Source organism: Rufibacter aurantiacus, from assembly GCF_017916345.1.
Taxonomy (GTDB): Bacteria; Bacteroidota; Bacteroidia; order Cytophagales; family Hymenobacteraceae; genus Nibribacter; species Nibribacter roseolus.
In genome coordinates this window covers 920,863-946,466 of the sequence record NZ_JAFMSV010000004.1, presented here as the reverse complement: position 1 = coordinate 946,466, position 25,604 = coordinate 920,863, and the positions used below count along the sequence as shown (strand labels likewise).

The window sequence follows — 25,604 nt, the reverse complement described above, 5'->3', positions numbered from 1 at the left end:
AAATACCGCCAGAGTAGCCCAAAACCAAAAGAGCCCGGAAACTTACGTTCCCGGGCTCTTTTCATAAAATCAGGCGCTAAACAGACTTAGTTCATCAGCTTTTTGTAGCGGATACGTTTCGGCTCTACATCGCCCAGGCGTTTCTTCTTCGCTTCTTCGTAGTCTGAGAAGTTTCCTTCAAACCAAACCACCTGTGAGTCGCCTTCGAAAGCCAGGATGTGCGTGGCAATTCTGTCCAGGAACCAACGGTCGTGGGAGATTACTACGGCGCAACCGGCGAAGTTCTCCAGGGCGTCTTCCAAGGCGCGGATGGCGTTTACGTCCAGATCGTTCGTAGGCTCATCCAGTAGCAGCAGGTTGGCACCTTGCTTCAGGGTCATGGCCAGGTGAACGCGGTTACGCTCTCCCCCGGACAATACACCTACTTTTTTCTCCTGGTCACCCCCGGTGAAGTTGAACTTGCTCACGTAGGCGCGGGCGTTCACCTGACGGCCAGCCAACAGCATGGTCTCAGTACCGCCAGAGATGGTCTCAAACACAGACTTGTTCGGGTCCAGGCTTTCGTGCTGCTGGTCTACGTAGGCGGTTTCCACGGTAGGGCCCACGGTGATGGTTCCGGCATCGGCGGCTTCGCGGCCGGTGATGAGGCGGAACAAGGTGGACTTACCAGCACCGTTCGGCCCGATGATGCCCACGATACCCGCCGGTGGCAGGTTGAAGGTGAGATCCTCGAACAACAGCTTATCGCCGAAAGCTTTGGTCAGCCCCTCGGCCTCAATCACCACGTTACCTAAACGCGGACCGTCTGGGATGAAGAGCTCCAGCTTCTGCTCTTTCTCTTTGGCTTCCTCAGAGGCCATTTTCTCGTAGTTGCCTAAACGGGCTTTGGACTTGGCTTGGCGGGCTTTCGGGCTCATGCGGGCCCACTCCAGTTCACGCTGTAAGGTCTTCTGGCGCTTGCTTTCGGTTTTCTCTTCTTTGGCCAGACGCTCGGCTTTCTGCTCCAGCCAGCTGGTGTAATTTCCTTTCCACGGAATACCTTCGCCGCGGTCCAGCTCCAGAATCCAGCCAGCTACTTTGTCCAGGAAGTAACGGTCGTGGGTTACCGCAATCACGGTGCCTTTGTATTGCTGCAGGTGTTGCTCCAGCCACAGCACAGACTCGGCGTCCAGGTGGTTGGTAGGTTCATCCAGCAGGAGAACATCGGGCTCTTGCAACAACAGGCGGCAAAGGGCCACGCGGCGTTTCTCACCCCCGGAGAGGTTGCCTACAATGGCGTCTCCCGGAGGGGTGCGCAGGGCGTCCATGGCGCGCTCCAGCTTGCTGTCCAAGTCCCAGGCACCCAGGTGGTCCAGGCGTTCCTGCACCTCGCCCTGGCGGGCCATCAGTTTGTCAAAATCAGCGTTCTCATCGGCGAAGGCCTCGTTGATCTCGTCGTACTCTTTCAAAAGGGCCACGGTCTCAGCGGCGCCTTCCTGCACAATCTCCATCACGGTTTTGGCGGGGTCCAACTGCGGCTCCTGCTCCAGGTACCCCACAGAGTAACCGGGCGAGAAAGCCACCTCGCCCTGGAACTGCTTGTCTACGCCGGCAATCACCTTCAGGAGGGAGGATTTACCGGAGCCGTTGAGACCCAACACGCCAATTTTGGCGCCGTAGAAAAAAGAGAGATAGATGTTCTTGAGAACTTGTTTCTGCGGCGGGTAAATTTTATTCACCCCCGCCATGGAGAAGATGATGGTTTCGTTGCTCATGAATAGTATTTAGATTCTGGTCCGTTTACGGCAGAAGCGTTTGGGCGGCGTTTTGGTAAAAACCACCCTAAAACGAAACCCATAACCTTGTTCTCTAAAATCAGTATGAAAACAAACGTCAGGTTGCGGTTATTTTCTGCCAATGGGTACAAATATCGTAAATTTTGGCTCGGCCGAGTTATGAAAATTGGCGTTTATTCATAAACTTGTACCAAAATAGACTTTAATTTTTTCAGTTAATATCCAGTTGATGGAAACCAAAGATTTGTCTGAGGAGGCCCATAAGTACGGCTACATTGAGGGTAACCAGGTGTGGTTGAAGCCATTTATGCATTTTCCTGCGCGCCAGGTTGGCGAGGTGAAGGAGGTCCCCGAAGAATCATTGCAATACTTCGCAAACCGTTTTGAGAACTTCAGACAGAAGGTGGAAGGCCTGCTGGAGAAGATTGCCACCTCTGAGAACAAGGGTTCTTTTCTCATGAAGGTGCTGCACCTGAAGGAACAGATTGAGAAGTATGATGCCATCGGGGATTTTGAGTCATTGCACCACCGCCTCTCTGCCGCCGAGGAAGAGATCAAGGAAGCCATTGCCCGCAACCGCGACAAGAACCTGACCACCAAGATCACGCTCATTCAACAGGCCGAGGCCCTGCAAACCAGCATTGACTGGCAGGAGACCACTGACAAGCTGAAGGAACTGCGCCAGAACTGGATCAAGACCGGACCGGTAGACAAAGCCCTTACCGAAGAACTGGAGGAGCGCTTCAAGACGGCCGTGGAGGTTTTCTTCACCCGCAAGAAGGAGTTCTTCCAGGACAAGAAGGACATGCTCTCCCGTACGGTAGACAAGTACAAGGCACTGATCTCACAGTCTGAGGCCCTCAAGAACTCTGAGGAGTGGGAAGAAACCAGCAAGAAGCTCAAAGACCTGCAGAACCAGTGGAAAGAGATTGGCGGCACCCTGCCCCGTAAGATGTCCAATGACCTCTGGAACAGTTTCAGGGCGGCGAACAACCACTTTTTTGAGCGCCTTAAAAAGCACATCAACAGCCAGAAAACTGAGTCTAAGGACAAGTACATGGAAGACAACCTGGAGAAGAAACGCTCTTTGGTTGCCCAGGCAGAGGCGCTCTTAGAAGAGCCCGTGCAGCAGGCCGTACCTAAAGCCAAGGAACTGCAGGCCGCCTGGAAAAAGATTGGTCCGGTGAAACAGGAGGAGTCTGACATTGTGTGGGAAAGCTTCCTGGTAGCCTGCGACAAGATATTTGAACTGAGCAGCCTGGAGCACTTCATGCGCAAGCGCCCGTTACCGGAAGGCAAGAACTCTGAGGCCGACCAACTGCATGCCCGCATCAACGCCCTGCGTGATTTCATCAAGTACGACAAGCAGGAGCTGGAAGTGCTGGAAACCAACCTGGGCCGGTTAAATCCAAATCCGGGGAACGAGGCTTTCCGTTCTATGTTGGAAGGGAAAATCAAAAACTTCAACCGGAAAATCCGCACTAAAAACGAATTAATAGAGCTCTTGCGCAAAAAGTCTGGCGTACAAAGTAACAAAATTGCCTAACTCATTCGTAAGCCGTTAGAAATAGTCCTAAAATTCTAACGGCTTACCTATGAAAAAATACTTTCTACTACTTTTCCTATTTCTTCCTCTCCTTAGCCAGGCCCAAAACATCAAAGGTCCTTACCTGGGGCTCACCACGCAGTTCCAGAACACCTGGATCATTAATGATGAGCAATACGAGGATGTGAACTACAAACACCGCTTCACCACCAAATGGGCCCCCATTGGCGCGGTAGTTGGCTACAAATTCAACGAGAACCATAACCTGCAGGCAGAGATCTACCGCTCGCACCAAGGCGAGAAATTTGACCTGGTAGACAACGCAGGCAACAAAGCCGGCGAAAAGAACATAGACCTGGTTTATTGGAATATTCCGCTGCTTTTCAAATATACCACTGCCGGTACGGTGCGCTTCAATTTCCAGGTGGGACCGCAGCTGGGTATCCTGCAGAAAGGCACCGAAAGAAACACTTTTTCCCGCACGGCCTCTTACACCATTAAAGACCGCTCCTTTTCTGTACCGCAAGGAAATTACCTATTGGCCAGTACCGAAAGAAGTGAGGGCAGCAACTCTAATGTGGGTGAGTTCAACAAATACGACCTGGGTATTCTGTTAGGCCTGGGCGCCGAATACAGCCTGAGCACCAACCTTATTCTAACCGCCAACCTGCGCTACGGCTACAACTTTGTGAACATCCGCAAGGAAGAGCACATTGAAGACCTGAGCCGCGACACCGACTATTATGTACTGCGCCAGAACATGGTAGGGGGTTTGCAGATTGGCATCAATTATCTTTTCAACACCGGTGATGGCATTAGCAGCGCCCGCCACGAGTAAAAAATAATCACTGAACTAAACATTTTGCAAAATTGCCCGTTGTGTTTTAGCAATTACAGGCCTAGGCAATAAGAAGAAATATTTGAATTGTCAATCAAAATCTTATTTTTGCAGCCCTGTTATCTCTGCAACTTGTTTGTATAGCTATACTTTAAAAGCGAATTTATTATGTATTGGACACTTGAACTTGCCTCTTACTTGGAAGATGTGCCTTGGCCAGCTACCAAAGATGAATTAATTGACTATTCTATCCGCTCCGGTGCCCCTATGGAGGTGGTAGAGAACTTGCAGGCTTTGGAAGACGATGGTCAACCATACGAGAGCATTGAAGAAGTTTGGCCGGACTATCCTACCAAAGAGGACTTCATGTTCAACGAAGACGAATACTAGAATAATTAGGAATTGGTAATTAAGAATTAGGAATTGCTTTTCTGCCTTTTTGATTCCTAATTCTTAACTTCTAATTTTTAATTGCCTTGAGCATTCTAGAAATAAAAGAATTGGTTGCGGGATACGACGAGCGCGTACTTCTCCGCAACCTTTCTTTTTTTGTGCCAGAGCCTGCGTTTGTCGCCATCATTGGCCACAACGGCAGCGGCAAATCAACCCTCCTGAAGACCCTTACCGGCCAGGTGCCGTACCAAGGCCAAATTCTGGTGCAGGGTAAACCCTTGCCTAGACGCGCCGGCGCCATCGCCCGCTCCCTTTCCTATCTGCCGCAGAAGAACCAGGTAGCTTTTCCTATCAAAGTGCGCGAACTGGTGGTCATGGGCCTGTTCCGGCAGAAGCGCCTGCTGGAGCATTACACCGCTGCTGACTACCTCCGCGCTGAGGCCATGCTGGACCGCCTCCACATTTCGCACCTCAGCCAGCGCACCTTCACAGATCTATCCGGGGGAGAGCAGCAACTGGTCTGGCTCGCGCAACTCATGTTACAGGACGCACCTATTGCCTTACTGGATGAACCTACCCAGCAACTGGATGTCTACCACAAGAAAAGGGTCTTTGATTTGATGGACGCCTGGGTACAGGAAGAACAGAAAACGGTGCTCTGCATCACCCATGACCTGCTGAATCTGCTGCCCATGGAAGGCTATCTGCTCAACATCTCCCAACCCCATCCTACCCTGGAAAGGATCTCTCCCGAGGCAGTACTTGCGCAGCAGCGGTTTTTGGAGGAGAAAGCCAGCACCACAGTCCAGCGCTAGAACATTACAGCTAGTTCTTTAGAATTCCCCTGCCGTTATCTGTAGAGGAATACTTAACCTATATCCTTCATGAGAATAGGTTGGGCTAGGGCTGAAATGACGCTTACACTTTGCCGCTTCTAAAAATTCCCCTGACACACAATGGCGTAAAAACCAAAGAAAGCATGAGCCCCGCAATTGCTGTTGCGATTAAGTGGCCATACATTCTGAGTTCTAACCCACTTAAAAGCCTAAGCAGTACAATCACCACAGCTATGATGAACAAGGTTGCCCAATACCTAATGCTTGGACGTTGGTTCTCCTTCTTATAGATGGGGAGTTTGTATAAGGCATCAGCAATCACAATTGCTCCTATCAGAGTGCTTGTGTGTTGAAGTATTTTGAAGATGGGCAGACTTACGCCGGAGATGTTTAGCTTTTCAGATAAAACCGGCAGCACGCTTACGAAATAGCCATATTCATGCGTGAAGCTATCCCACAAAAGGTGTGAGGCTGCCCCTACAAGTATGGAGATACATACTATTAGCCAATTGCCTTTGAAGTAAGTATTCCAGCTGAATTCTTTGTATGCTGAGAGTCGGTTTTGGAGAACCGGCGGAAGGTTGTCAAACAAACTATTTCTCACCGAGTGGTGAAACAAGAAAGCAAGCACAAGCCAGGGGCAGGTTAAACCAAAACAGCCCTCCTATGGTGTGGCTGTAATTACTGCTCACTTTCATTCTCAGAAAATACTCACAATCGGGAGCGATGCTGCCAACTACCAACCCCGTTAAGGAAAACCATCGGCGAGGAAGCATTGTCAACGGCAAAACAATGGCAGGATGGGAGAAAGTAAAAGGCATTCTAAAAGCAGGTTTCCTTTTTAACAATTAAAGCCACTTCAGTCTTTCAGGCCCATTTTCATAAAAATACCCCAGAAAGGAAAAGCATATTACTTATTGCCCTGCTTGCGCACCATTTGCCTCCTGCAGCAGAAAAGCCTCGGCTAATACCAGATCTTCCGGGGTGGTGAGTTTGATATTGCGGAAGCTTCCTTCCACCAACTCTATCTTGTGCCCGAAACGCTCTACCACGGAGGCATCATCAGTGAAGAGCGGGATTTCTGGCTGGGCGTAGGCGCGCCGCAGCAAGGGTAACCGGAAACACTGCGGTGTCTGCACCAAGCGGTAAGCGGTACGGTCCACGGCCTTGGAGTTGCCGCCCCGCACCCTTCTGATAGATTCTTTCAGGCTTACCGCCACTACAGCGGTTCCTTTCTGGGCGGCCGTGGTATAGGCGGTGTTCAAGATGGCATTATCAATAAAGGGCCGCACGCCGTCATGCACCGCCACTACGCCATCCTCTTCCCCATCCAGCGCCGCCAACCCATTCTTCACTGATTGGAAACGGCTATTGCCGCCCATTACAACCTGGTGCTCCATGGTAAACTGATGTTCTGCACACAAGCGGCGCCAAGTAGGAATCTCGGCCTCGGGCAGCACCAGCACCAGGGGCATCTCGGGGTCGAAGGCTTGGAACCGCCGAAGCGTGTGCATGAGCACCGGTTCGCCGGCAATGGGAAGGAATTGTTTGGGCATGGCCGCCTGCATTCTGGAGCCAGAGCCGCCGGCCACAATGATCGCGTACTTCTTCAAATCTGGTGAGAGCATGGTGAGCGCAAGATACGCATTCAGATGAGGCAAGGCCAGTTCTGTTTAGATGCCGTTTCTGGTAAATCAGCTTTAAAACGGAACGGGTCTTGCCACAGGTCCCTCCTTCGGGAAAATCAATGCTGTCCTTGGCTGCCCAACAGATCGTTTAGAACTCCAGGATGAAGGTAGTGCCCTGGTCCACCTCGCTGGTGACACTAAGGTTACCACCCATGGCTTTGGCCTGGGAATGCGCAATGTAGAGCCCCATGCCTTTGCTGTCTTTGTGGTGGTGGAAACGCTGGTATAGCCCAAAGATGCGCTCGCCGTAGCGTTTCAGGTCTATGCCCAGCCCGTTGTCTGAGAAGTACAGCTTCTCGCAGCCGTCCGCCGCCTTCTTGGCTTTTACCTCAATGTGCAACGGCCTATTGGGGGACCGGTACTTCACGGCGTTGGTGAGCAAATTCAGGAGGATGCTGTGCAGGTATCCGGCGTTATAGTAGACTTCCGGCACCTGGGAGAAATCTGTGGTAAGCTGGATGTCTTTTTTGTCCAGGAGCCCGTCTACAGACATCACCACCTTCTCAAAAGCCTGGGCCAGGTTCACCTGCTCTTTGTTTGTATGCGGATTGTCTTTGATCACCAGCACTTCCAGCAAATCATCTATGATGGTATTCAACTGCACCGTAGACTCCTTGAATTTCTGGATGAGCAGCTTGTTCCTGCCCTCAGGGATGGATTCTGTGTCTATGAGGTTGGCAATGCCGGTGAGATTGGCCAGGGGCGCGCGCAGGTTATGAGAGGTAATGAAGGTGAATTGCTTCAGGTCAGCGTTATTCTGGGTCAGCTCCGCTATGAGCACTTCGCGCTCTTGTTCGTAGTTTTTGCGGTTGGTGATGTCGCGCAGGATAGAGATCCAATGGGTCAGTTTCTGCTTGCGGTTGAACATGGGAATCAACAGCAATTGGGTCCAGAAGGTGGTTCCGTCTTTGCGGTAGCTTTCCAGCTCTACCTCGCTGGACAGATAGGCTTGCATGCGGTCCATCAACAGTTGCAGGGTGTCCTGGTCTGTGGCGACACCGTTCAGGAAGGAAGGGTCCTTCCCCAGCACTTCTTCCTTCGTATAGCCCGTCATCTTATAAAAAGCATCGTTGTAGAAGATGGACCGCAACTTCTGCGGAACCCCAAGAGACACCTCGCTGATGATGATGGCATCTTTGGCGTTGGTGATGACAGATTCCAACAAACGAAGCTGCTGTTCCTCTGCCTTCTGCTGCGTAATGTCTGTGAGGAGCGCAAAAACGTTTTCTACCTGCCCTTTCTCATCCAGCAAAGGTTGCACCTGCAATTTGATCCAGCGCTTTTCCTTGCTCTTGGTGTATTGGATGATCTCGCACTGCAGGGGCTGCAACTCTCTTAATTGGCTATCAATGAACTCCAGGGTCTCTACGTCGGTCTCAAGGCCGTTCATGAGCGTGCCTGGGGTTTTGCTGGCCATTTCTTCCAGGGTGTACCCCATCATGCGGGTAAAGGCGGCATTCACCCACTGAATGTTAAGATTTGGGTCCATGATCAAAACCCCATTGACGGTCTCGCGGGCCACTACAGAAAGTTTGCGCAGTTTCTCCTCGGTCTCTTTCTGCTCCGTCACGTCCAGCATAGCCCCTACAATCCTTACCGAGCGGCCTTGGGCATCCCTGATTACCGTACCCTGGTCTACCACGTGCGCGTATTCACCGTTGGCTTTCTTAAACCGGTACTCTTCGCGCCAGAAATTCTGGTCGGTACTGGCAATCACCTTCTCTAAAGATTCATTCACCCGCGCCAGGTCATCTGGGTGCACCTGCGCCGCCCAAACGTCCAGCTCAGGCCCAAACTCTTTCACCTTGAACCCAAACAGCTTCTCAAAACCCGACCCCCAGTTGATTTTGAAGTTGATGATGTCAAAGTCCCAGATGGCGTCATTCGTAGCCAGGGTAGCGTAGTAGTAGCGGTCATTGCTTTCCCGCAACTCAATCTCTGAGAGTTTGTTTTCCAGGATCAGCTGCAACAGGCTGCTGATGCTCTCCAGTGTCTCTTCTTCCTCTGGCGTGGGCGCTTTTACCTCCTGGTAATAGATGGCCATAGTGCCCAGAATTTTCTGGTTTGACCCAATCAAAGGGAAAGACCAGCAGGCCTCCAGGCCGTAGTTGAGCAGCGCGGGATAATGGTCTTTCCAGCGCGGATCTGTTTTCACATCCTTGGCGATTACCTTCTGCCCCAGGAAAGCCGCCGTACCGCAGGAACCGGCATTTTCCCCAATCCGGATGCCCTTGATTTCATTGCAGAAGCTTTCTGGCAGGCTGGGCGCCGCAATGGGGTAAAGCTTGCCGTCTTTCAGGCGCATGCAGGAGCAGAACATACCCTTGTGCAGCTTCTCCACCTCTTTGAGGTAAAAAGACACAGTAGACGCAAGGGTGCTGCCGGGAAGGGCGTTCTTCTCCAGCACCTTTTTACCCAGGCGCTCCAGCTCCATGGTTCTTTTGTAGGTGCTTACTTCTTTGAGGAGGCCAATGTTTATCTGCTCCGAGGCGACTTGCCTGGCATGGTCCTTGGCTTTCTCCAGTTCCTGGCGGGTTGCCTGCAACTCCTGCTGCAGTAGCGCCAGTTGCTCTTTATAGCTAGCTGGTTCCTGCGGAGAGCCCTGTATCTGGGTCATGGCTTTTTCCTGGTTTGCGGCGGGCAGATTATGTGTACCCTTCCCTATTTGCGCAACCTCCTGCGTTAAGGCTGCAATATCCTTTTGAGTTTCCTCCTGCATTGAACGTTCATAAAAAGTGAGAACCACAAACCATTTATCTCACAACTTTCCTTTTGGTGACGCCACCCGGAAATTCTTATCGCTCAGCTACACTAACTGAGAAATGAAGGTTGTTTCTAGGAGGGCCAATATCACTTCAGGCGCTCTCCTTCTTATTAGCAGATTAAAGATAAGCCAATTCTTTGTACCAACTATAGGCTAGCCTAAATTAGATTATCAAAGGACTGATTTATATAGAAAGAAGAGACGCAGCGTTTTGGGTCTTCTTTACATAGAACAGGCCCAAAACAAAAAGCCCTGCCGGCAATAGATACCGGCAGGGCTTTCCAGAAAGGCAAGGGGCCTTATAGAATCAGCATTACGTCTCCGTAGCTGAAGAACTTATACTTCTCTTTGATAGCGGTCTGGTAGGCTTCCATGATCAGCTCGTATCCGCCAAAAGCCGCGGCCATCATCAAGAGGGTAGACTCTGGCATATGGAAGTTGGTGATAAGGCTGTTGGCGATCTTGAAGTCATACGGAGGGAAGACGAATTTATCGGTCCAGCCTTCGTTGGGTTTCAGGCGGCTGTTGGCAGACACTGATGACTCCAGGGCACGCATGGTGGTGGTACCCACCGAGCACACGCGTTTCTTCGCATCCAGGGCCTTATTCACGATTTTGGCGGTTTCCTCGGTCACGAAGAACTGCTCAGAGTCCATCTTGTGTTTGGTGAGGTCCTCTACGTCTACCTGACGGAAAGTACCTAAACCTACGTGCAGGGTTACCGGAGCCACGTCCACACCTTTCAGTTCAAGGCGTTTCAGTACTTCTCTGGTAAAGTGCAGACCAGCGGTTGGGGCGGCTACTGCACCGGTTACCTCGGCGTACACAGTCTGGTAACGCTCTTCGTCTTCGGGCTCTGGCTCGCGTTTGATGTATTTAGGAAGCGGGGTTTCGCCCAGGCTGTGCACCACTTTGTAGAACTCCTCGTCTGGTCCGTCATACAGGAACTTGATGGTACGGCCGCGCGAAGTGGTGTTGTCAATCACCTCGGCTACCAGGTCGCTGTCACCGAAGTAGAGTTTGTTGCCCACCCGTATTTTACGTGCCGGATCTACCAGCACATCCCACAGGTGAATACGCTTGTCCAACTCGCGCAACAGGAACACTTCAATCTTGGCGCCGGTTTTCTCCTTGTTTCCGTACAAACGGGCCGGAAATACCTTGGTGTTGTTCGTCACCATGACATCGCCGTCGTCAAAATAACCAATGATGTCTTTGAAAACTTTATGCTCAATCTTGCCGCTATCACGGTGGATCACCATCATTCTGGCTTCATCACGGTTTGGGGCCGGATGGGTAGCCATTAGGTCGTTGGGCAGGTCAAATTTAAACTCTGATAACTTCATTTTTAATATTACGGTATTAAAATATTTTGGAAAATAGAGGGCAAAGGTAGGCAGTTTGCGCTAATTTCTTTTACTTTCCGCCAAATTTAAGTAAGGGGCTCCCTGGGAATCTGCCGGAAAGGCAAGCGAAGGGGTGTAAGAAAACAACCCTTTTTGCTACTAATAAGTTTGTTGCACCCATAACTATTTCTGGGACAGGCTACTTCTCCTCTCACCTCTACAAATGTTATACTTACGGCTGGTATATGAAAGTTTTAGGTTCGCGTGGCAGGCCCTGCGGTCTAACCTCTTGCGTACTATTCTTTCATTGCTGGGCGTGACCATAGGCATCTTCGCCATCATCTCGGTGTTCACCATTGTAGACTCCTTGGAGCGCAGCATACGGGAGAGCATGAGCTTTGTGGGCGAGCGCATTGTGTATGTAGAAAAGTTTCCCTGGATTTTCAAAGACGGCTCTGACATACCGTGGTGGAAATTCATGCAGCGTCCCTCCCCCAACACGCGCGAGTTCAGGTACATGCATGAGAACCTGGAGAATGCCGAGGCCGTGGCCCTGGTGGCCAGACGGGGAGGCAACACCTTTAAGCACCGCAACAACAGCATGGCCGGTATTATGCTGCAAGGAGTGACCCTGGACTTCAACAAAGTAGCCGAGGTACCCATTGCCGAAGGCCGGTTCTTCACCCAGCAGGAAGTTGACGGGTCGCGCAACGTGATCGTGATTGGGGACGAGGTGGCGCAAAGCCTCTTCCCCTTCGGCACTGCCCTTGGCGGCGACATCAGAATCAGCGGCCAGAAGTTCACGGTCATAGGGGTGATGGAAAAACAGGGGGCCGGCCTGTTTGAGGGCATGCCCACCAATGACAAAAACTCCTACGTGCCTTTCGGGGCTTTCGGGAAGTTGTTTGCCGGCGGCCCAAGGGGCGTACAACCCACGCTTATGGTCAAAGGCCGGGTAGATGACGTGAACCTGCAGAACCTGGAGTATGAGATAAAGGGCAAGATGCGCACCATACGGGGGCTCAAGCCTTACCAGGAAGACAACTTTGCCATAAACCGCTCAGAGATGATGGCCGATGCCATTGGCGAGATGTTCTCCATCATCGGCTTTGCCGGCTGGGTCATAGGCGGTTTCTCCATTTTGGTGGGTGGTTTCGGGATCGCCAACATCATGTTCGTCTCAGTGAAAGAGCGCACCAACATCATCGGGATCCAGAAATCCCTGGGCGCGAAAAATTTCTTTATCCTGTTCCAGTTCCTGTTTGAGTCTGTGTTCCTGAGCCTTATAGGCGGCGGGGTGGGCATCCTGCTGGTCTCGCTGGTAACCTTTATCCCCATGGGCTCGTTGGAGATTATCCTTACGCCCGGCAACATAATCCTGGGATTGGGCGTATCGGTCGTGATTGGCGTACTTTCAGGCATTATTCCGGCGGTCATTGCTTCCCATCTGGACCCCGTCATTGCCATCAGGTCTAAATAGCAGTTCCAGACCTACCGTTTACCCGGCACCAGTTCCACATTTATTTTAAACTATCACGCCTGTTTCTGGCGCATTTTGCGTAAAAGAGGCTTTATACATGATTGACATATGACGAAGTTGAGAAAATCCAGCAAAACCAAACTGCACGATGAAACCGCTAACGTAGGCAGCGGCACCACCATCATTAAGCCAGACGCCAATGACCACAAGGTTAATTCTCTGCAGGAAGCCAAAAAAATAGCCAAGCGCGAGGCCCCGGTGATCAGCGAGGATGACAAGCGCATCAGGGAAGCGTTCACTGACAAAGACTGGAACGAAATCAAAATAGCCGACTCCTGGCAGATCTTCAAGGTGATGTCTGAGTTTGTGGAGGGTTTTGAGAAAATGGCCAAAATAGGTCCGTGTGTATCCATCTTCGGCTCAGCGAGAACCAAGCCCGAGAACCCGTACTACATCATGGCCGAGGAGATTGCCGCCAAGCTGGTGCGCCACGGTTACGGCGTGATCACGGGCGGCGGACCGGGTATCATGGAAGCGGGCAACAAGGGCGCGCACTCAGAAGGCGGCCGCTCTGTGGGTCTCAACATCCAGCTGCCGTTTGAGCAGTTCAACAACATCTATATTGACCCGGATAAGCTCATCAACTTTGACTACTTCTTTGTGCGCAAGGTGATGTTTGTAAAATACGCCCAGGGCTTCATTGGCATGCCGGGCGGTTTCGGGACGTTGGACGAGCTGTTTGAGGCCATCACCCTCATCCAGACCAAAAAGATTGGCAAGTTTCCTATTGTACTGGTGGGCAAGAAATACTGGCAGGGCATGTTTGACTGGATCAAAGACGTGATGCTCACCCAGGAAAGCAACATCAGCCCAGAGGACCTGGATCTGGTGCACCTGGTAGACAACGCCACCGATGCCGTCAAAGTCATTGACGATTTCTACAGCAAATACCTGCTGTCTCCAAACTTCTAAGAAGCAAATACATTGGCCTTTTTGGCCTGTTTCCCCTAAAAGAGCCCCGAAATCTATCGGAGCTCTTTTGTTTTTGGGCCAGTATGAAAGAACGAGGATGGATAAATAGCTGAAAGCTGTTTGTGCAATTCTGCAGGATTAAGCATCTGAAAAGGCAGATACTTCTAGTTTAAACCTGACCCAGCATGACAAAACCTCTCCTCCTTGTACTCACTTTGCTACTTCTGGCGGGCTGTGGGCCAAACAAAATGCCACCCCCTTATGAGCGGGTGGCATGCCATTATAAAAAAGACAATCCTTTGCTTACAGTCTACAATGATGTACTCATTGAGTTAGTAGAGACCCGAGGTTATCAGCTTTACTTAAACAAATCCTTGAACATAGATTCTCTATGGAAAACTTCACCTTTGTACGACCTCAAAGATTCCAGCGCCATTTATGCTGAGTTGAACAGAATACACCACCTTTTTAGCCAACATCAAAAATCAACTTTTAACAACCCTAAAAAATGGTGCACTGCCTATCTAGACAGCCAACTTATAGATTTTAAAATGGTGTTGAAAAGCCTTCCATCTGAAATGGATAAGGAGTTGTGGACCTCACTCCAGATGGATTCAAGTGCTTGGCAGAAATATACCCCAGATAGTCTACAGTTGGTAAAAGCCCAGCTAAATTACCGAGACTTCCAGGCCTGCACGTTTAAGATAGAACCAGAATCTGCGTTTAGTTCTCAGAGCCCAAGTTGCTCCATTGGTCATTATAAATTCTCAACAGTGGTTTTAAACAGTGCTAAAGACAAAGGCTGGCTCTATTATGAGTTCGTATGCGGAGGAACTTGCGGCAGAGGGGAAATTATCACCATTGAGAAACAACATGAGAACTGGGTAATCAAGGATTCTAAGATGCTCTGGATTTCATAACTTGATATAGAAAATAAGCTGCGTAACCAATTCTTGTCCAGAGTTAACTTTCTGCTAATCTGTTTTCAGATCGTTTTTCTCAAAATAAGCCGAAAATCTACCGATTCATTTGTAAGCCTTGCACGGAACAAAAAGCCATCTGTATCTTGCTCCTCAGTTCATCTGACACATGCCCCGCCCTACCCAAAATATCCCTCACTATCATTTCCTCCGGAACAAATATGGTCCGGAATTGCTCCTGGATGTGGGCAGGGTAGAGACGCTGGAGAACTTTGTTCTGGACAGTACCCCGCACACCCTCGCCTTCTATGACATCATGTTTATTGAAGAAGGTAGCGGCACTTTCTGCCTGGACAACGCCGCGCATGACCTGCAGCCCGGCAAGATCATCTTCACCTCGCCGGGGCAGGTGCGGCAGTGGCAGGCCAGCAGTCCGGTGAAAGGCTACACCCTGTTCTTTGAAGAGGATTTCACCGCCACTTTCTTCAACGATCCGCTGTTTCTGCACCGTTTCCAGTTTTTCAACAACCAGACTTTGTCCGGAGCGCTCCACACTCCACCGGTGGAATTCCAGAAACTGATCCAAACCGTGGAAGCCATTGAGTGGGAATTCAGGCACCTGCAGAATGACAGTCCGCATATGCTGCGTGCGCTGCTGTACCAGATGCTGGTACACCTGAACCGGCTGTACGCCCAGCAGCACCAAACCGAGGCCGATACCGAGGGTAACCACGCCATCTACTCTTTCCGGAAACTGCTGGAGGCTCACTTCTGGCAGAAGCACCAGGTACAGGACTACGCCGATCTGCTGCACATCACTCCTGCGCACCTCAACAATCTTACCCAACGCTACTTCGGCACCTCGGCCTCGGCGCTCATCAAAGGCCGCCTGCTGCTGGAGGCCAAACGGCAACTGCTGTACACCCCCAAAACGGTCTCGGAGGTTGCCTATGAACTCCATTTCTCAGACACCGCCAACTTCAACCGTTTCTTCCGGTCTGCCTGCGGCGTCACGCCCAAAGCCTTCCGCGCTCAGGAGTTGGCAAAATGACCATAAGACCCTAAAAAACGACCTGTCGCCCTTTGCAGCTGCTATAGACCTTTGCTTCATCCTAAAGATGATGTTCCATTAAAAAGGCAGTAGCATGAAAAAGCAATGTGCGTTTCTGGCGCTGTGGTTGTGCTCTTTACCAGCCCTCACCGCCCCAAAAAAAGACTTTACCTCCTCAGACTGGCAACTCCCCAGCGGCAATGCCGGCATGACCCACTTCAATGGCCAAGAAAGCCTGTACATCCAGAAAGGCATGGCCCTGCTGGGCGAAGAGCAGCTGCAGAACGGTGTTCTGGAAGTAGACATCGCGGATGACGATGCCCGCGGCTTTGCCGGCCTCGTTTTCCACCATGACGGGGAAGGCACCTATGAGGAAATTTATGTGCGCCTGCACAAGGCTGGCCAACCCGATGCCCTGCAATACGCCCCCGTTTACCACCAAAGCAACTCCTGGGCTTTATACCCGGAGCATCAGGCAACTGCCACCTTCGCCTCCGGTGAATGGACCCACCTGAAAGTGGTGATACAAGGCAGTACCGCAGCCGTTTACCTGAACCATGCAGACCAGCCTTCGCTTACCGTTTCTGACCTGAAAATCAAAAACCAGCCTAAAACCAGGATTGGGTTAAAAGCCCTGGATGGCGCTTACTTCAGCAATTTCCGGTTCTCGCCTCTGCCCCAGGTTTCCGCGCCCCTGGAAACCAAAACCCCCGATGCTCCTGCCGCCATCATGCACTGGCAGGTTTCCCAGGCTTTGGCCATCCCCCAGCACCATCCTTCTCTCTTTGTCTTGCCAGACCGCAAAGCCCTTACCTGGGAGAACCTGCCCACGGAGGCTTCCGGCTTATTGAACATCGCGGCCCACCGGCAGAAAACCTCGGCAGAGCCGATGACGGAGACACCTGAAAGTTACGTGTGGGTAAAACTGGACTTAAACTCTGACCGACCCCAACTGCGGCAATTCTTCTTTGAGTACAGCAACAAAGCCCAGGTTTTCCTCAACGGCCAGCCGCTGTTCTACGGAGACAATAGCTTCCGGGCAAAAGGCCTCTTGTTCCGGGGCGACATAGACAAAACGCTCCAGACCAATTCACTTTTCCTGCCTTTGCGCCAGGGTAACAACACCCTGTTGATCGCGCTTTCTTCCGAGGCCAACGGCTGGGGCCTGATGGGCCGGCTAGACAGGATGGCGGGGATCAAGCTAATAAATCCTTAACGGCTATTCTGTTTCGGGGTTATTTTGCAGAAAATAGCCCCGAAGCAGACGCTTGGTTTAACAAATTACCTTTAGAAAAAAGGAAAGCCAATCAGGAGGCACTTTTCACATAGGGCAATGCCGGTTCACATTTTTTAGGGAAGGGAAATACAACTTTACTTCTAAAAAAGTAATTTGCCTGGCCCTAAGTCACCCTAGCCTCCTACTTATTGTTGAACTTCTACGTCACTCCTCGCAGGGTCTGGGCCCTGCTGTGCACTGCCTTGCTTTGCCTGCAGGCAAGCTCCATTGTAATTGCCCAGAGACAAAGCGCCATCTGGTATTTTGGAAGTGGTGCCGGCCTTGATTTCAGGGCCGGAGCACCTACCCCTCTTTTGGATGGCGCCATGCACGCCTTTGAGGGTTGCGCCACCATGTCTGATGACGAGGGAAAACTGCTTTTCTACACCGATGGCATCAACGTCTGGAACCGCCAGCATCGGCCTATGCCCAATGGTACTGGCCTGTTTGGGAATGGTTCTTCGGCTCAGGCGGCGGTGGCGGTGCCTTCCCCCACCAACCCCATGCAGTTCTACGTCTTCACCAATGACTGCAACGCCCGCAGCAACGGCCTGCGTTACTCGGTAGTAGATATGTCCCGGGAAGCGGGATTGGGGGACATCGTGCAAAAGAACGTGGCCCTGCACGCGCCGGTCTCTGAGATGGTTACGGCGGTACGCCACCAGAACAAACAGGCTTATTGGGTCCTCGCCCATGAGTACGGCAATAATTCCTTCAGGGCATACCTCATTGACGCGAATGGGGTAAGTTCAACCCCGGTGATCAGCAAAGTAGGTACCGTCCACAGGGAGGAAACCGCCGGCACATCGGCTATTGGGTGCATGAAGCTGTCTCCGGACGGGAAAAAGCTGGCTGTTGCCTCCACCGTGGTGGGCGCGGAAGTGTATGATTTCAACGCCGCAACCGGCCAGGTTTCCAATCCCATCAAGATCAACGGCATCAGGAGCGGGTACGGTGTGGAGTTCTCCCCAAGCGCGTCTTTGCTGTACATCACCACCAGCAGCAACGTGCAACTAATGCAGGTAAACCTGAAAGCCGGAGACGCCGCCGCCATTGCTGCCTCGGCCGTGGAGATTGCGAAGATCGGGCAGGATGTTGCCACGCCGTACGTGGGCGGCAGCCTGCAGTTGGGCCCGGATGGCAAGCTGTACGTAGCCCGGCCCGAAAGCCAGCACTTGGGCGTGGTACAGGCACCCAACCTGCTTGGGGCGGCCTGTAACTATTTAGACCGGGGCATAAACCTGGGAGGGAGAAAGAGCATGTGCGGCCTGCCCGTGTTTATCCAAAGCTTCTTTCAGTACGATGGCCAGCTGAAGTTCTCTAATAGCTGCTTCGGGGAAGAAGCGCAGTTCTCTCTGGCAGTAGCACCTTGGGAGCCGCAGCCTACCTCTATCCTCTGGAACTTCGGGGACCCGGCGTCCGGTGCCGCCAACACCTCTACTTTGCCCTCGCCCAAACACCGGTTCTCCGCCCCGGGCACCTATACCGTCAAACTCACCCGTACCTTTGTTAACACGCTGGAAGAATACACCATTCAGTTCGTGATCAAACCTTTACCGGAAGTAAACCTGGGTCCTGACCGCAGCCTCTGCCCGGGCACTGGCACGGTGCTGGACGCTACCCTACCCAACGCCAACTACCGTTGGAGCAACGGCAGTACACAGGCCACCCTCACCGTCACGCAGCCCGGCACTTACTGGGTAGAGGTAACGGTAGACGGTTGCACCGCCCGCGACGAGATCATCATAGGTCAGTTTCCCGCGCCACCGCTGGAACTTGGCCCCGACCGCAGCCTCTGCGCCGGCGAGACGCTGGTGCTGAATGCCACGGCTCCCGGTGTCACCTACCGCTGGCAGGATGGCTCCACCAATCCTACGTTCACTGTCACGCAGGCGGGCCGCTATGAAGTCACGCTCACCAACGCCCAGGGCTGCGTCTCTACTGATGCCGTGGAAATCCTTTACAAACCTTCGCCCGTGGTGAACTTAGGGCCAGATCGGGTGCTTTGTGCCGGGGAGCCGTTGGTACTAGGTGCCGCGCAGACGGGCGCTACCTACCGCTGGCAGGACGGTTCCACAGGTGCTACTTTTTCTCCCACCGTTTCCGGCACGTTTTGGCAGGAAGTGACCATCAACGGCTGTACCTCCCGCGATGAAGTGAACGTTTTGTTCAACCCGCTGCCCGTGGTGAACCTGGGCAGGGACACTACCCTCTGCGATGGCCAGACCTTGTCGCTGAATGCGGCTCGCGCCAATGCTACTTACCGCTGGCAGGATGGCTCTACCGGGTCTTCGTTCCTGGTTTCCGGCCCCGGCACTTACTGGGTAGATGTCACGAACGAGTTCAACTGCACCACCAGAGACGAGATCAGGGTGCACTATCTCACGCCACCGGCTATTGAGCTGGGCCGAGACACTACCTTATGCTTCGGTGACACCCTCACCATTGGTCAGGTGCTTCCTATCGTCACCTACCTTTGGCAGGACGGCTCCACCCAACCTACTTTGGATGTAACCCAGCCGGGCACCTACCGCGTCACGGCCTCGCTGCAGCACTGCAGCCAAACCGATGTCATCACCGTCAGGTTCAAGGACTGCATAGGCGGCCTGTTCATCCCCAACATCATCACGCCCAACGGTGATGGGCAAAACGACACCTTCTTTATCTTAGGTTTGCTCCGGGCAGATAGCGGTTTAAATGAAGACAAATGGGACCTGACCATCTTTGACCGATGGGGCAAGCGCATCCATCATACCCCGGAGTACCGGAACAACTGGGCCGCGGAAGGATTGACGGAAGGTGTTTATTACTACCATCTGCGCCACAACCAAGACGGCCGGGCGTACCGGGGCTGGGTAGAGGTAGTGCGGTAAATGGCTTATCTTTGCCATTCAACCCTGTAACCGCTGCCATGTCCTTCCTTGACCAGATCTCCGAACCTACCCTTCTGCTGAATGAAACCATTGCCCGCGCCAACATCCGCCGCATGGCCGAGAAAGCGAAACGGCAGAACGTTCGGCTGCGGCCGCATTTCAAGACGCACCAGAGTTGGCAGGTGGGCGAGTGGTTCCGGGAAGAAGGCGTGACGGCCATTACGGTTTCCTCGGTGAAAATGGCGCAGTACTTCGCCCGGCACGGCTGGCAGGACATCACCATCGCTTTTCCGCTGAACCGCCGGCAACTGCCGCAGATAACAGAACTGGCGCAACAGATCACCTTAAACCTGACCATCACCTCCGCCAATGACGTGGTCTTTCTGCGCGAGCATTTGTCTACGCCTGTGAATATTTGGATCAAAGCAGACACCGGCTACGGCCGCACCGGCATCAAAACCGAAGAAACTGCCGTTTTAGACCCCGTTTTACAGGAACTGGCCCAGACCCCGCAGCACACTTTCATGGGCTTCCTGGCGCATGCCGGCCATTCCTACAAAGCCCGCGGCGTAGAGGCCATTGCCGCCGTGCACCAGCAGACCCTGGAGAAAATGCGCGCGCTCAAAGCCCATTATCTCGCTGACTGGCCGCATCTGCAACTCTCCATCGGGGATACGCCCAGTTGCAGCGCCATGGAAGACTTCAGCGGCATGGACGAGATACGCCCTGGCAACTACGTGTTCTATGATCTTACCCAAAACCAGTTAGGTTCCTGTCGCCTGGAAGACATTGCCGTAGCCCTTGCCTGCCCCATCGTTGCCCTGCACCCAGACCGCAACGAGGTGATCCTTTACGGCGGCTCCGTGCATTTCTCCAAAGACATGCTACCACTCCCAGACGGCAGGATAATCTTCGGGTTGGTGGTACCTTTGACGGAGAACGGCTGGGGAGCACCTCTGCCTGACACCGCGGTAGTATCGCTTTCACAGGAACACGGGGTTGTGCGCACCACGCCGGAGTTGTTCTCTCAGTTTCAAATCGGGGGGTTAGTGGGCGTGCTGCCGGTGCATTCCTGCCTGACAGCGGATGTAGCGAGGGGCTATCTCACGTTGCAAGGCGAGCGCCTGGAGCATTTGAGCAGGGTGATTGTCTGAAGCAGGATTTTCAGGATTCAAAAGATTTCCAAGATTCTTTCGCTGGCGCTAGCTTGCAACTCGTGTCCGCACGCATTCCTGATCAGATTAGTACCACCTGTAAATAGAAAAGCACGGTCTGCAAGATCGTGCAAGCATAGGCTTTGCTTTGATTTTGGAAAGGTGGCTGGAAACGGTACTGGCACAGACGCTCGCAGGAGCTTCGCACACTACGAGGTCTTTTGAACAACGGCTTAGCTGCAGAGGCCAATAATAACAACGCCTGCTCAGAAGACCTCGCAGCGTCTTCCAGACCTGCGAGCGTCTGTGCCACCAGCGATTACCTAACCAATTACCTGTTTATAGGCTGTTTTATGGAAAACAGGTCCAAAGCGCATCTGCCTTAAAATGGCCAACTAAATCCCAAAGCAAATGCACTTCTTAAAAATAAACTTCTCCATTCTTTATCCTTTGGGCATTTTCTCTTGTCTAGGGCTATTTAGCTGTGGCCAGGAAAAACATGAAGACATTAAGGCAAAAGAAGCACACACCCTCACCCTTATTAAGTTTGGCTATGCCGACTCAGCAAATACCCAAAACAAAGGCTTAAGTATCTAATTTACACCTATATAAATTTAATCAATGACTCTGTTTCTGCCTACTTCAAAACATACCACCCAAACCTTGAAGCTAAACCAGAGATTAAGCAAACTTCAGGGTTCATAAATGGAATAGGCCAAGACAGTACTCTCCTCAAATTTATTAAGCGAAGAAAGAATTTGCCCTTGCGGAAATCCCACTCAACAGAATCTAACCATCATGGTGAACCATTTTTTGTTCTGGTGACACAAACAGGCAGCACAAAGAAGATTCAGCAATCTTATAACTATGAATACGATCCTGCTACTAAATACAGCCTGCAATACATTGATAGATTAATCCACAATACTGGTTTAAAGAATGTTAAGGTGTCCCTTAATGAAGACAGTGTTTTAGTGCCTCTCTTAAACGATCCAGAGTTTTCTACTTTCCCATACCCTCCATCTTCTCCAACAATCAATAATTAGCTTCCATTCCCCGCCTCTTTCCCCAAAACCAGCCCCAAAACGCCCTCACAAAAACTCCTCTCCCTCAATAAACTATTCCCTTCCAAATTCGGTTAAGAAGAGATGGATTGCCCGCTGCCATTGTAGCGCGGGAATGCCTACCTTTGCTCTTTAAACCGAAACCGATCGGATGACGCCAAAAGAATTAACCGCTACACCCGTAGCCAAAAAAAATACTTCCTCCACCGTAGATGTGCCTTTCATTGAGGTCTACGGCGCCCGGGAACACAACCTCAAGAACATCAGCCTTAAGATACCGCGCAATGAGCTAGTGGTTTTCACAGGCATCAGCGGCAGTGGGAAATCCTCGCTCGCGTTTGACACCATTTACGCCGAGGGGCAGCGCCGTTACATGGAGACCTTCTCGGCCTACGCCCGCTCTTTCCTAGGCGGACTGGAACGTCCCAACGTAGACAAGATTGAGGGGCTTTCGCCGGTGATCTCCATTGAGCAGAAAACCACCTCTCGCAACCCACGCTCCACGGTGGGCACTATCACCGAGATCTATGACTTCCTGCGTCTGCTGTACGCCCGTACCGCCGAGGCCTTCAGCTACGTAACTGGCGAGAAGATGATGAAGCAGTCTGATGACCAGATTGTGCAGCACATCATGGAGCACTTCAGCGGCAAGCGCACCATCATCCTGGCCCCGGTGGTAAAAGGCCGGAAAGGCCATTACCGCGAGTTGTTTGAACAGATCCGGAAGATGGGCTTTCTGCGCGCCCGCATCGATGGCGAGTTGGTGGAACTGACACCCAAGATGCAGGTAGACCGCTACAAGATCCACGACATAGAGATTGTGATTGACAAGCTGGTACCGGCCGCCGAGGACCGTTACCGCCTGTCTACCTCTATCCAAAACGCGTTGCAGCACGGCAAAGGCACTGCCCTGGCCATGGACGCCGACACCAACGAGACGCAGTTCTACTCCCGCCATTTAATGGACCCTGCCACCGGCATCGCCTATGATGACCCAGCGCCGAATACGTTCTCGTTCAACTCGCCGTACGGGGCTTGCCCGGTGTGTAACGGTTTGGGCGAGATAGAGGAACTCACCGAAGAATCCATTGTGCCGGACAAGAGCGTGAGCATCAGCCGCGGTGGGATTGCGCCGCTGGGCGAGTACCGCGACATCTGGATTTTCTCGCAAATCACCGCCTTACTCAAGCGCCACAAAACCGCCCTGACCGTTCCAATTAAGGATATTCCCGAGGAGGCCTGGAACCATTTACTGCATGGTTTTGAAGAAGAAGACCCGAAAGGCAAGAAAGAGCCGTTCGTATTTGAGGGCGTGCTCAATTTCCTGAAAAAACAGCTGGAGTCTGACTCTGATAACGTCCGCAACTGGGTGCAGGAATACACGCAGCAAAGCACCTGTCCCGAGTGTAACGGCTACCGCCTGAAAAAGGAATCGCTGCACTTTAAGCTGGACAACAAGCACATCGGTGAACTGTCCGAAATGGACATCGCGGAGCTGGCCGGATGGGTCGCTAATTTGGAGGAACGCCTGAACGATCGCCAGAACCTCATTGCCCGCGAGCTGTTGAAAGAAATCCGTAAGCGGATCGGCTTCCTGGTAGACGTGGGATTGGAATACCTGCACCTGCACCGCTCCGTAAGAACGCTTTCCGGCGGCGAAAGCCAGCGGATTCGTCTGGCTACGCAGATCGGGACGCAGTTGGTGGGTGTGTTGTACATCATGGATGAACCCAGCATTGGCCTGCACCAGCGCGACAACGAGAAACTGATTAAGGCTTTGCAGGACCTCCGCGATTTGGGCAACTCGGTGGTGGTAGTGGAACACGACAAAGACATGATCCTGGCCGCCGATTACGTGGTGGACATCGGTCCGGGTGCCGGGGTGCACGGCGGGCAGGTGGTGACGGCGGGTACGCCGAAGGAGATGATGGAAAGCGGCACGACGACGTCGGATTACCTGAGTTACCGCCGTGGTATTCCGGTACGGAAGCAGAAGCGCGAAGGAAACGGCAAGAGCCTGATTCTGCGCGGCGCCACTGGCCATAACCTGAAAGACGTGACGTTGGAGTTGCCCTTGGGTAAACTGATCTGCGTAACAGGCGTATCGGGGAGCGGGAAATCGTCTTTGATCCATGACACGCTGTACCCTATTCTAAACAAGTACTTCTTCAACGCCAAACGCGAGCCGCTGCCGTTCAAAGCCATCGAGGGACTGGAGCACATTGACAAGGTGATTGAGGTGGACCAAAGCCCCATCGGGCGGACGCCGCGCTCTAACCCTGCTACCTACACCGGCGTGTTCACCGAGATCCGCAGCTTGTTCGCGTCCATGCCGGAGGCGAAGATCAGGGGTTACCAGGCCGGACGTTTCTCGTTCAACGTGAAAGGCGGTCGGTGCGAAACGTGTGAAGGCGCGGGTATGCGGACCATCGAGATGAACTTCATGCCCGATGTGTACGTGCCCTGCGAGACCTGCAAAGGCAAACGCTACAACCGCGAGACGCTGGAAGTGCGCTTCAAAGGTAAATCTATCACCGATGTGCTGGACATGACCGTGGAGGCCGCCGTGGAGTTCTTTGAGCACCAGCCGCGTATCCTGCGCAAAATCCAGACCCTGAACCAGGTGGGCCTTGGCTACATCACCTTGGGTCAGCAGGCGACGACCCTTTCTGGCGGTGAGGCGCAGCGCGTGAAACTGGCCACGGAGCTTTCCAAGAAAGACACCGGCCGTACGCTTTACATCCTGGATGAGCCTACCACCGGTCTGCACTTCCAGGACATCCAGCACTTGTCTGACGTGTTGAACAAACTGGTAGACAAAGGCAACTCGGTCCTCATCATCGAGCACAACATGGACCTGATTAAGGTCGCTGACCACGTGATTGACATAGGCGCCGAAGGTGGTGCCAAAGGCGGCATGATTGTGGCCCAGGGCACGCCTGAGCACGTGGCCGAGCTGAACTTAGGCTACACCGCCCGGTTCCTGAAAGAGGAACTGAGCACCAGTCATTACGTTGAAGCACCGGTGTATATCGCTGATGAGCCGGAAGTAGAAGACGAAGCACCGGTGGAAGAAGTGAAAGAGAAGAAGACCCGGGGCCGCAAGAAAAAGCAAACCACCGAGGCAGATGCTGCACCGGCTGCCGCGACGGAAAAGAAAAAGCCCGGCCGGAAAAAGAAAACCGAATAACGTTTAGGATCTGATTTGAGAAAACAGGCCCTAAAAGCAAAAACAGAAAAGCCTTGCTCCGGGAGCAAGGCTTTTCTGTTTTAAAGGTCATTACCGTAAAATGACGCTGAAATAGCGCTACCGGTAAAACTACTTCTTAGTGGGCAGCTTCTTCTGAATGGGCTGCTGAGTCTGGCTTGGCTACGGTGGCACTGTCGGCTTTCACGGGAGCGGCAACTTCGTGCGTTTCCTGGGCGGGAGCGGCAGTGGTTACTTCCTCGGTGGTGGTACCAGACCCCAGGTCAATTGGGTCTGTAGAGGAAGTATAGGTAGAACAAGCGGAACCGGCCAGCAAAGCACAAGCCGCAAAGAAAGGCATGATAGATTTCATCGTTTTCAGAAAGTTTGGCGCAAAGGTACAGAATAGGACCTTCAAAAAACAACCTGCATTTTTCTTGC

At 52.4% G+C, this 25,604-nt stretch carries 17 protein-coding genes and 1 pseudogene; 12 read left to right on the top strand and 6 right to left on the bottom strand.

Annotated features, from left to right (window positions below; all coding sequences use genetic code 11):
* Positions 1–86: 86 nt before the first annotated feature.
* On the bottom strand, positions 87–1,754 hold the full coding sequence (gene ettA, locus J3P34_RS18735) for an energy-dependent translational throttle protein EttA (protein WP_210490112.1): 1,668 nt from the start codon (positions 1,752–1,754) through the stop codon (positions 87–89).
* 250 nt (positions 1,755–2,004) lie between these two features.
* Here ettA and J3P34_RS18730 point away from each other — a divergent pair, with 250 nt between their 5' ends.
* The 4 genes from J3P34_RS18730 (at position 2,005) to J3P34_RS18715 (ending at position 5,367) form a co-directional block, all read left to right on the top strand.
* Positions 2,005–3,321 carry a DUF349 domain-containing protein gene (locus J3P34_RS18730; protein WP_210490111.1) on the top strand — a complete coding sequence of 439 codons (1,317 nt, stop codon included), beginning with the start codon at positions 2,005–2,007 and terminating at the stop codon, positions 3,319–3,321.
* 49 nt (positions 3,322–3,370) lie between these two features.
* Positions 3,371–4,159, top strand: a complete 789-nt coding sequence (locus J3P34_RS18725) for an outer membrane beta-barrel protein (RefSeq protein ID WP_210490110.1) — start codon at positions 3,371–3,373, stop codon at positions 4,157–4,159.
* 168 nt (positions 4,160–4,327) lie between these two features.
* Positions 4,328–4,549, top strand: a complete 222-nt coding sequence (locus tag J3P34_RS18720) for a DUF2795 domain-containing protein (RefSeq protein ID WP_210490109.1) — start codon at positions 4,328–4,330, stop codon at positions 4,547–4,549.
* An 86-nt stretch (positions 4,550–4,635) separates the two neighbouring features.
* On the top strand, positions 4,636–5,367 hold the full coding sequence (locus J3P34_RS18715) for an ABC transporter ATP-binding protein (protein WP_210490108.1): 732 nt from the start codon (positions 4,636–4,638) through the stop codon (positions 5,365–5,367).
* 103 nt (positions 5,368–5,470) lie between these two features.
* On the opposite strand, the pseudogene J3P34_RS18710 reads toward J3P34_RS18715, so the two are convergent.
* The 4 genes and pseudogenes from J3P34_RS18710 to queA all read right to left on the bottom strand — a co-directional run bounded on the left by J3P34_RS18710 (position 5,471) and on the right by queA (position 11,186).
* A pseudogene (locus tag J3P34_RS18710) lies at positions 5,471–6,164 on the bottom strand (DUF4184 family protein).
* A gap of 138 nt (positions 6,165–6,302) precedes the next feature.
* The gene (locus J3P34_RS18700; RefSeq protein WP_345890382.1) at positions 6,303–7,049 is read right to left on the bottom strand and encodes a 2-C-methyl-D-erythritol 4-phosphate cytidylyltransferase; all 747 of its coding nucleotides are present in this window, start codon (positions 7,047–7,049) and stop codon (positions 6,303–6,305) included.
* A gap of 115 nt (positions 7,050–7,164) precedes the next feature.
* A complete protein-coding gene (locus J3P34_RS18695) occupies positions 7,165–9,693 on the bottom strand; it encodes a PAS domain S-box protein (protein WP_210490105.1) in 2,529 nt (842 codons plus the stop codon).
* A gap of 446 nt (positions 9,694–10,139) precedes the next feature.
* Positions 10,140–11,186: a tRNA preQ1(34) S-adenosylmethionine ribosyltransferase-isomerase QueA gene (gene queA / locus J3P34_RS18690; RefSeq protein WP_210463047.1), complete on the bottom strand. Its 1,047-nt coding sequence runs from the start codon at positions 11,184–11,186 to the stop codon at positions 10,140–10,142.
* 223 nt (positions 11,187–11,409) lie between these two features.
* Between queA and J3P34_RS18685 the strand changes: the two genes are divergently transcribed.
* The 8 genes from J3P34_RS18685 (at position 11,410) to uvrA (ending at position 25,166) form a co-directional block, all read left to right on the top strand.
* A complete protein-coding gene (locus tag J3P34_RS18685; RefSeq protein WP_210490104.1) occupies positions 11,410–12,666 on the top strand; it encodes an ABC transporter permease in 1,257 nt (418 codons plus the stop codon).
* Between the two features lie 108 nt (positions 12,667–12,774).
* Complete coding sequence (locus tag J3P34_RS18680; protein WP_210463045.1) at positions 12,775–13,638, top strand: LOG family protein; 864 nt, start codon at positions 12,775–12,777, stop codon at positions 13,636–13,638.
* Between the two features lie 185 nt (positions 13,639–13,823).
* Entirely contained in the window at positions 13,824–14,558 is a 735-nt protein-coding gene (locus J3P34_RS18675) for a hypothetical protein (protein WP_210490103.1), read from the top strand.
* A gap of 169 nt (positions 14,559–14,727) precedes the next feature.
* Positions 14,728–15,609: an AraC family transcriptional regulator gene (locus tag J3P34_RS18670; RefSeq protein WP_210490102.1), complete on the top strand. Its 882-nt coding sequence runs from the start codon at positions 14,728–14,730 to the stop codon at positions 15,607–15,609.
* Between the two features lie 94 nt (positions 15,610–15,703).
* Positions 15,704–16,825 (top strand): 3-keto-alpha-glucoside-1,2-lyase-like domain-containing protein, encoded by a 1,122-nt coding sequence (locus J3P34_RS18665; protein ID WP_210490101.1) that lies wholly within the window; start codon positions 15,704–15,706, stop codon positions 16,823–16,825.
* Positions 16,826–17,034: 209 nt separating this feature from the next.
* On the top strand, positions 17,035–19,758 hold the full coding sequence (locus J3P34_RS18660; RefSeq protein ID WP_210490100.1) for a PKD domain-containing protein: 2,724 nt from the start codon (positions 17,035–17,037) through the stop codon (positions 19,756–19,758).
* 38 nt (positions 19,759–19,796) lie between these two features.
* Entirely contained in the window at positions 19,797–20,912 is a 1,116-nt protein-coding gene (locus J3P34_RS18655) for an alanine racemase (RefSeq protein ID WP_210490099.1), read from the top strand.
* Between the two features lie 1,215 nt (positions 20,913–22,127).
* The gene (gene uvrA / locus J3P34_RS18650) at positions 22,128–25,166 is read left to right on the top strand and encodes an excinuclease ABC subunit UvrA (RefSeq protein ID WP_210490098.1); all 3,039 of its coding nucleotides are present in this window, start codon (positions 22,128–22,130) and stop codon (positions 25,164–25,166) included.
* Between the two features lie 136 nt (positions 25,167–25,302).
* Here the strand turns inward: uvrA and J3P34_RS18645 are convergent, their stop codons facing one another.
* A complete protein-coding gene (locus J3P34_RS18645) occupies positions 25,303–25,536 on the bottom strand; it encodes a hypothetical protein (RefSeq protein ID WP_210463037.1) in 234 nt (77 codons plus the stop codon).
* Between the last annotated feature and the right edge of the window lie 68 nt (positions 25,537–25,604).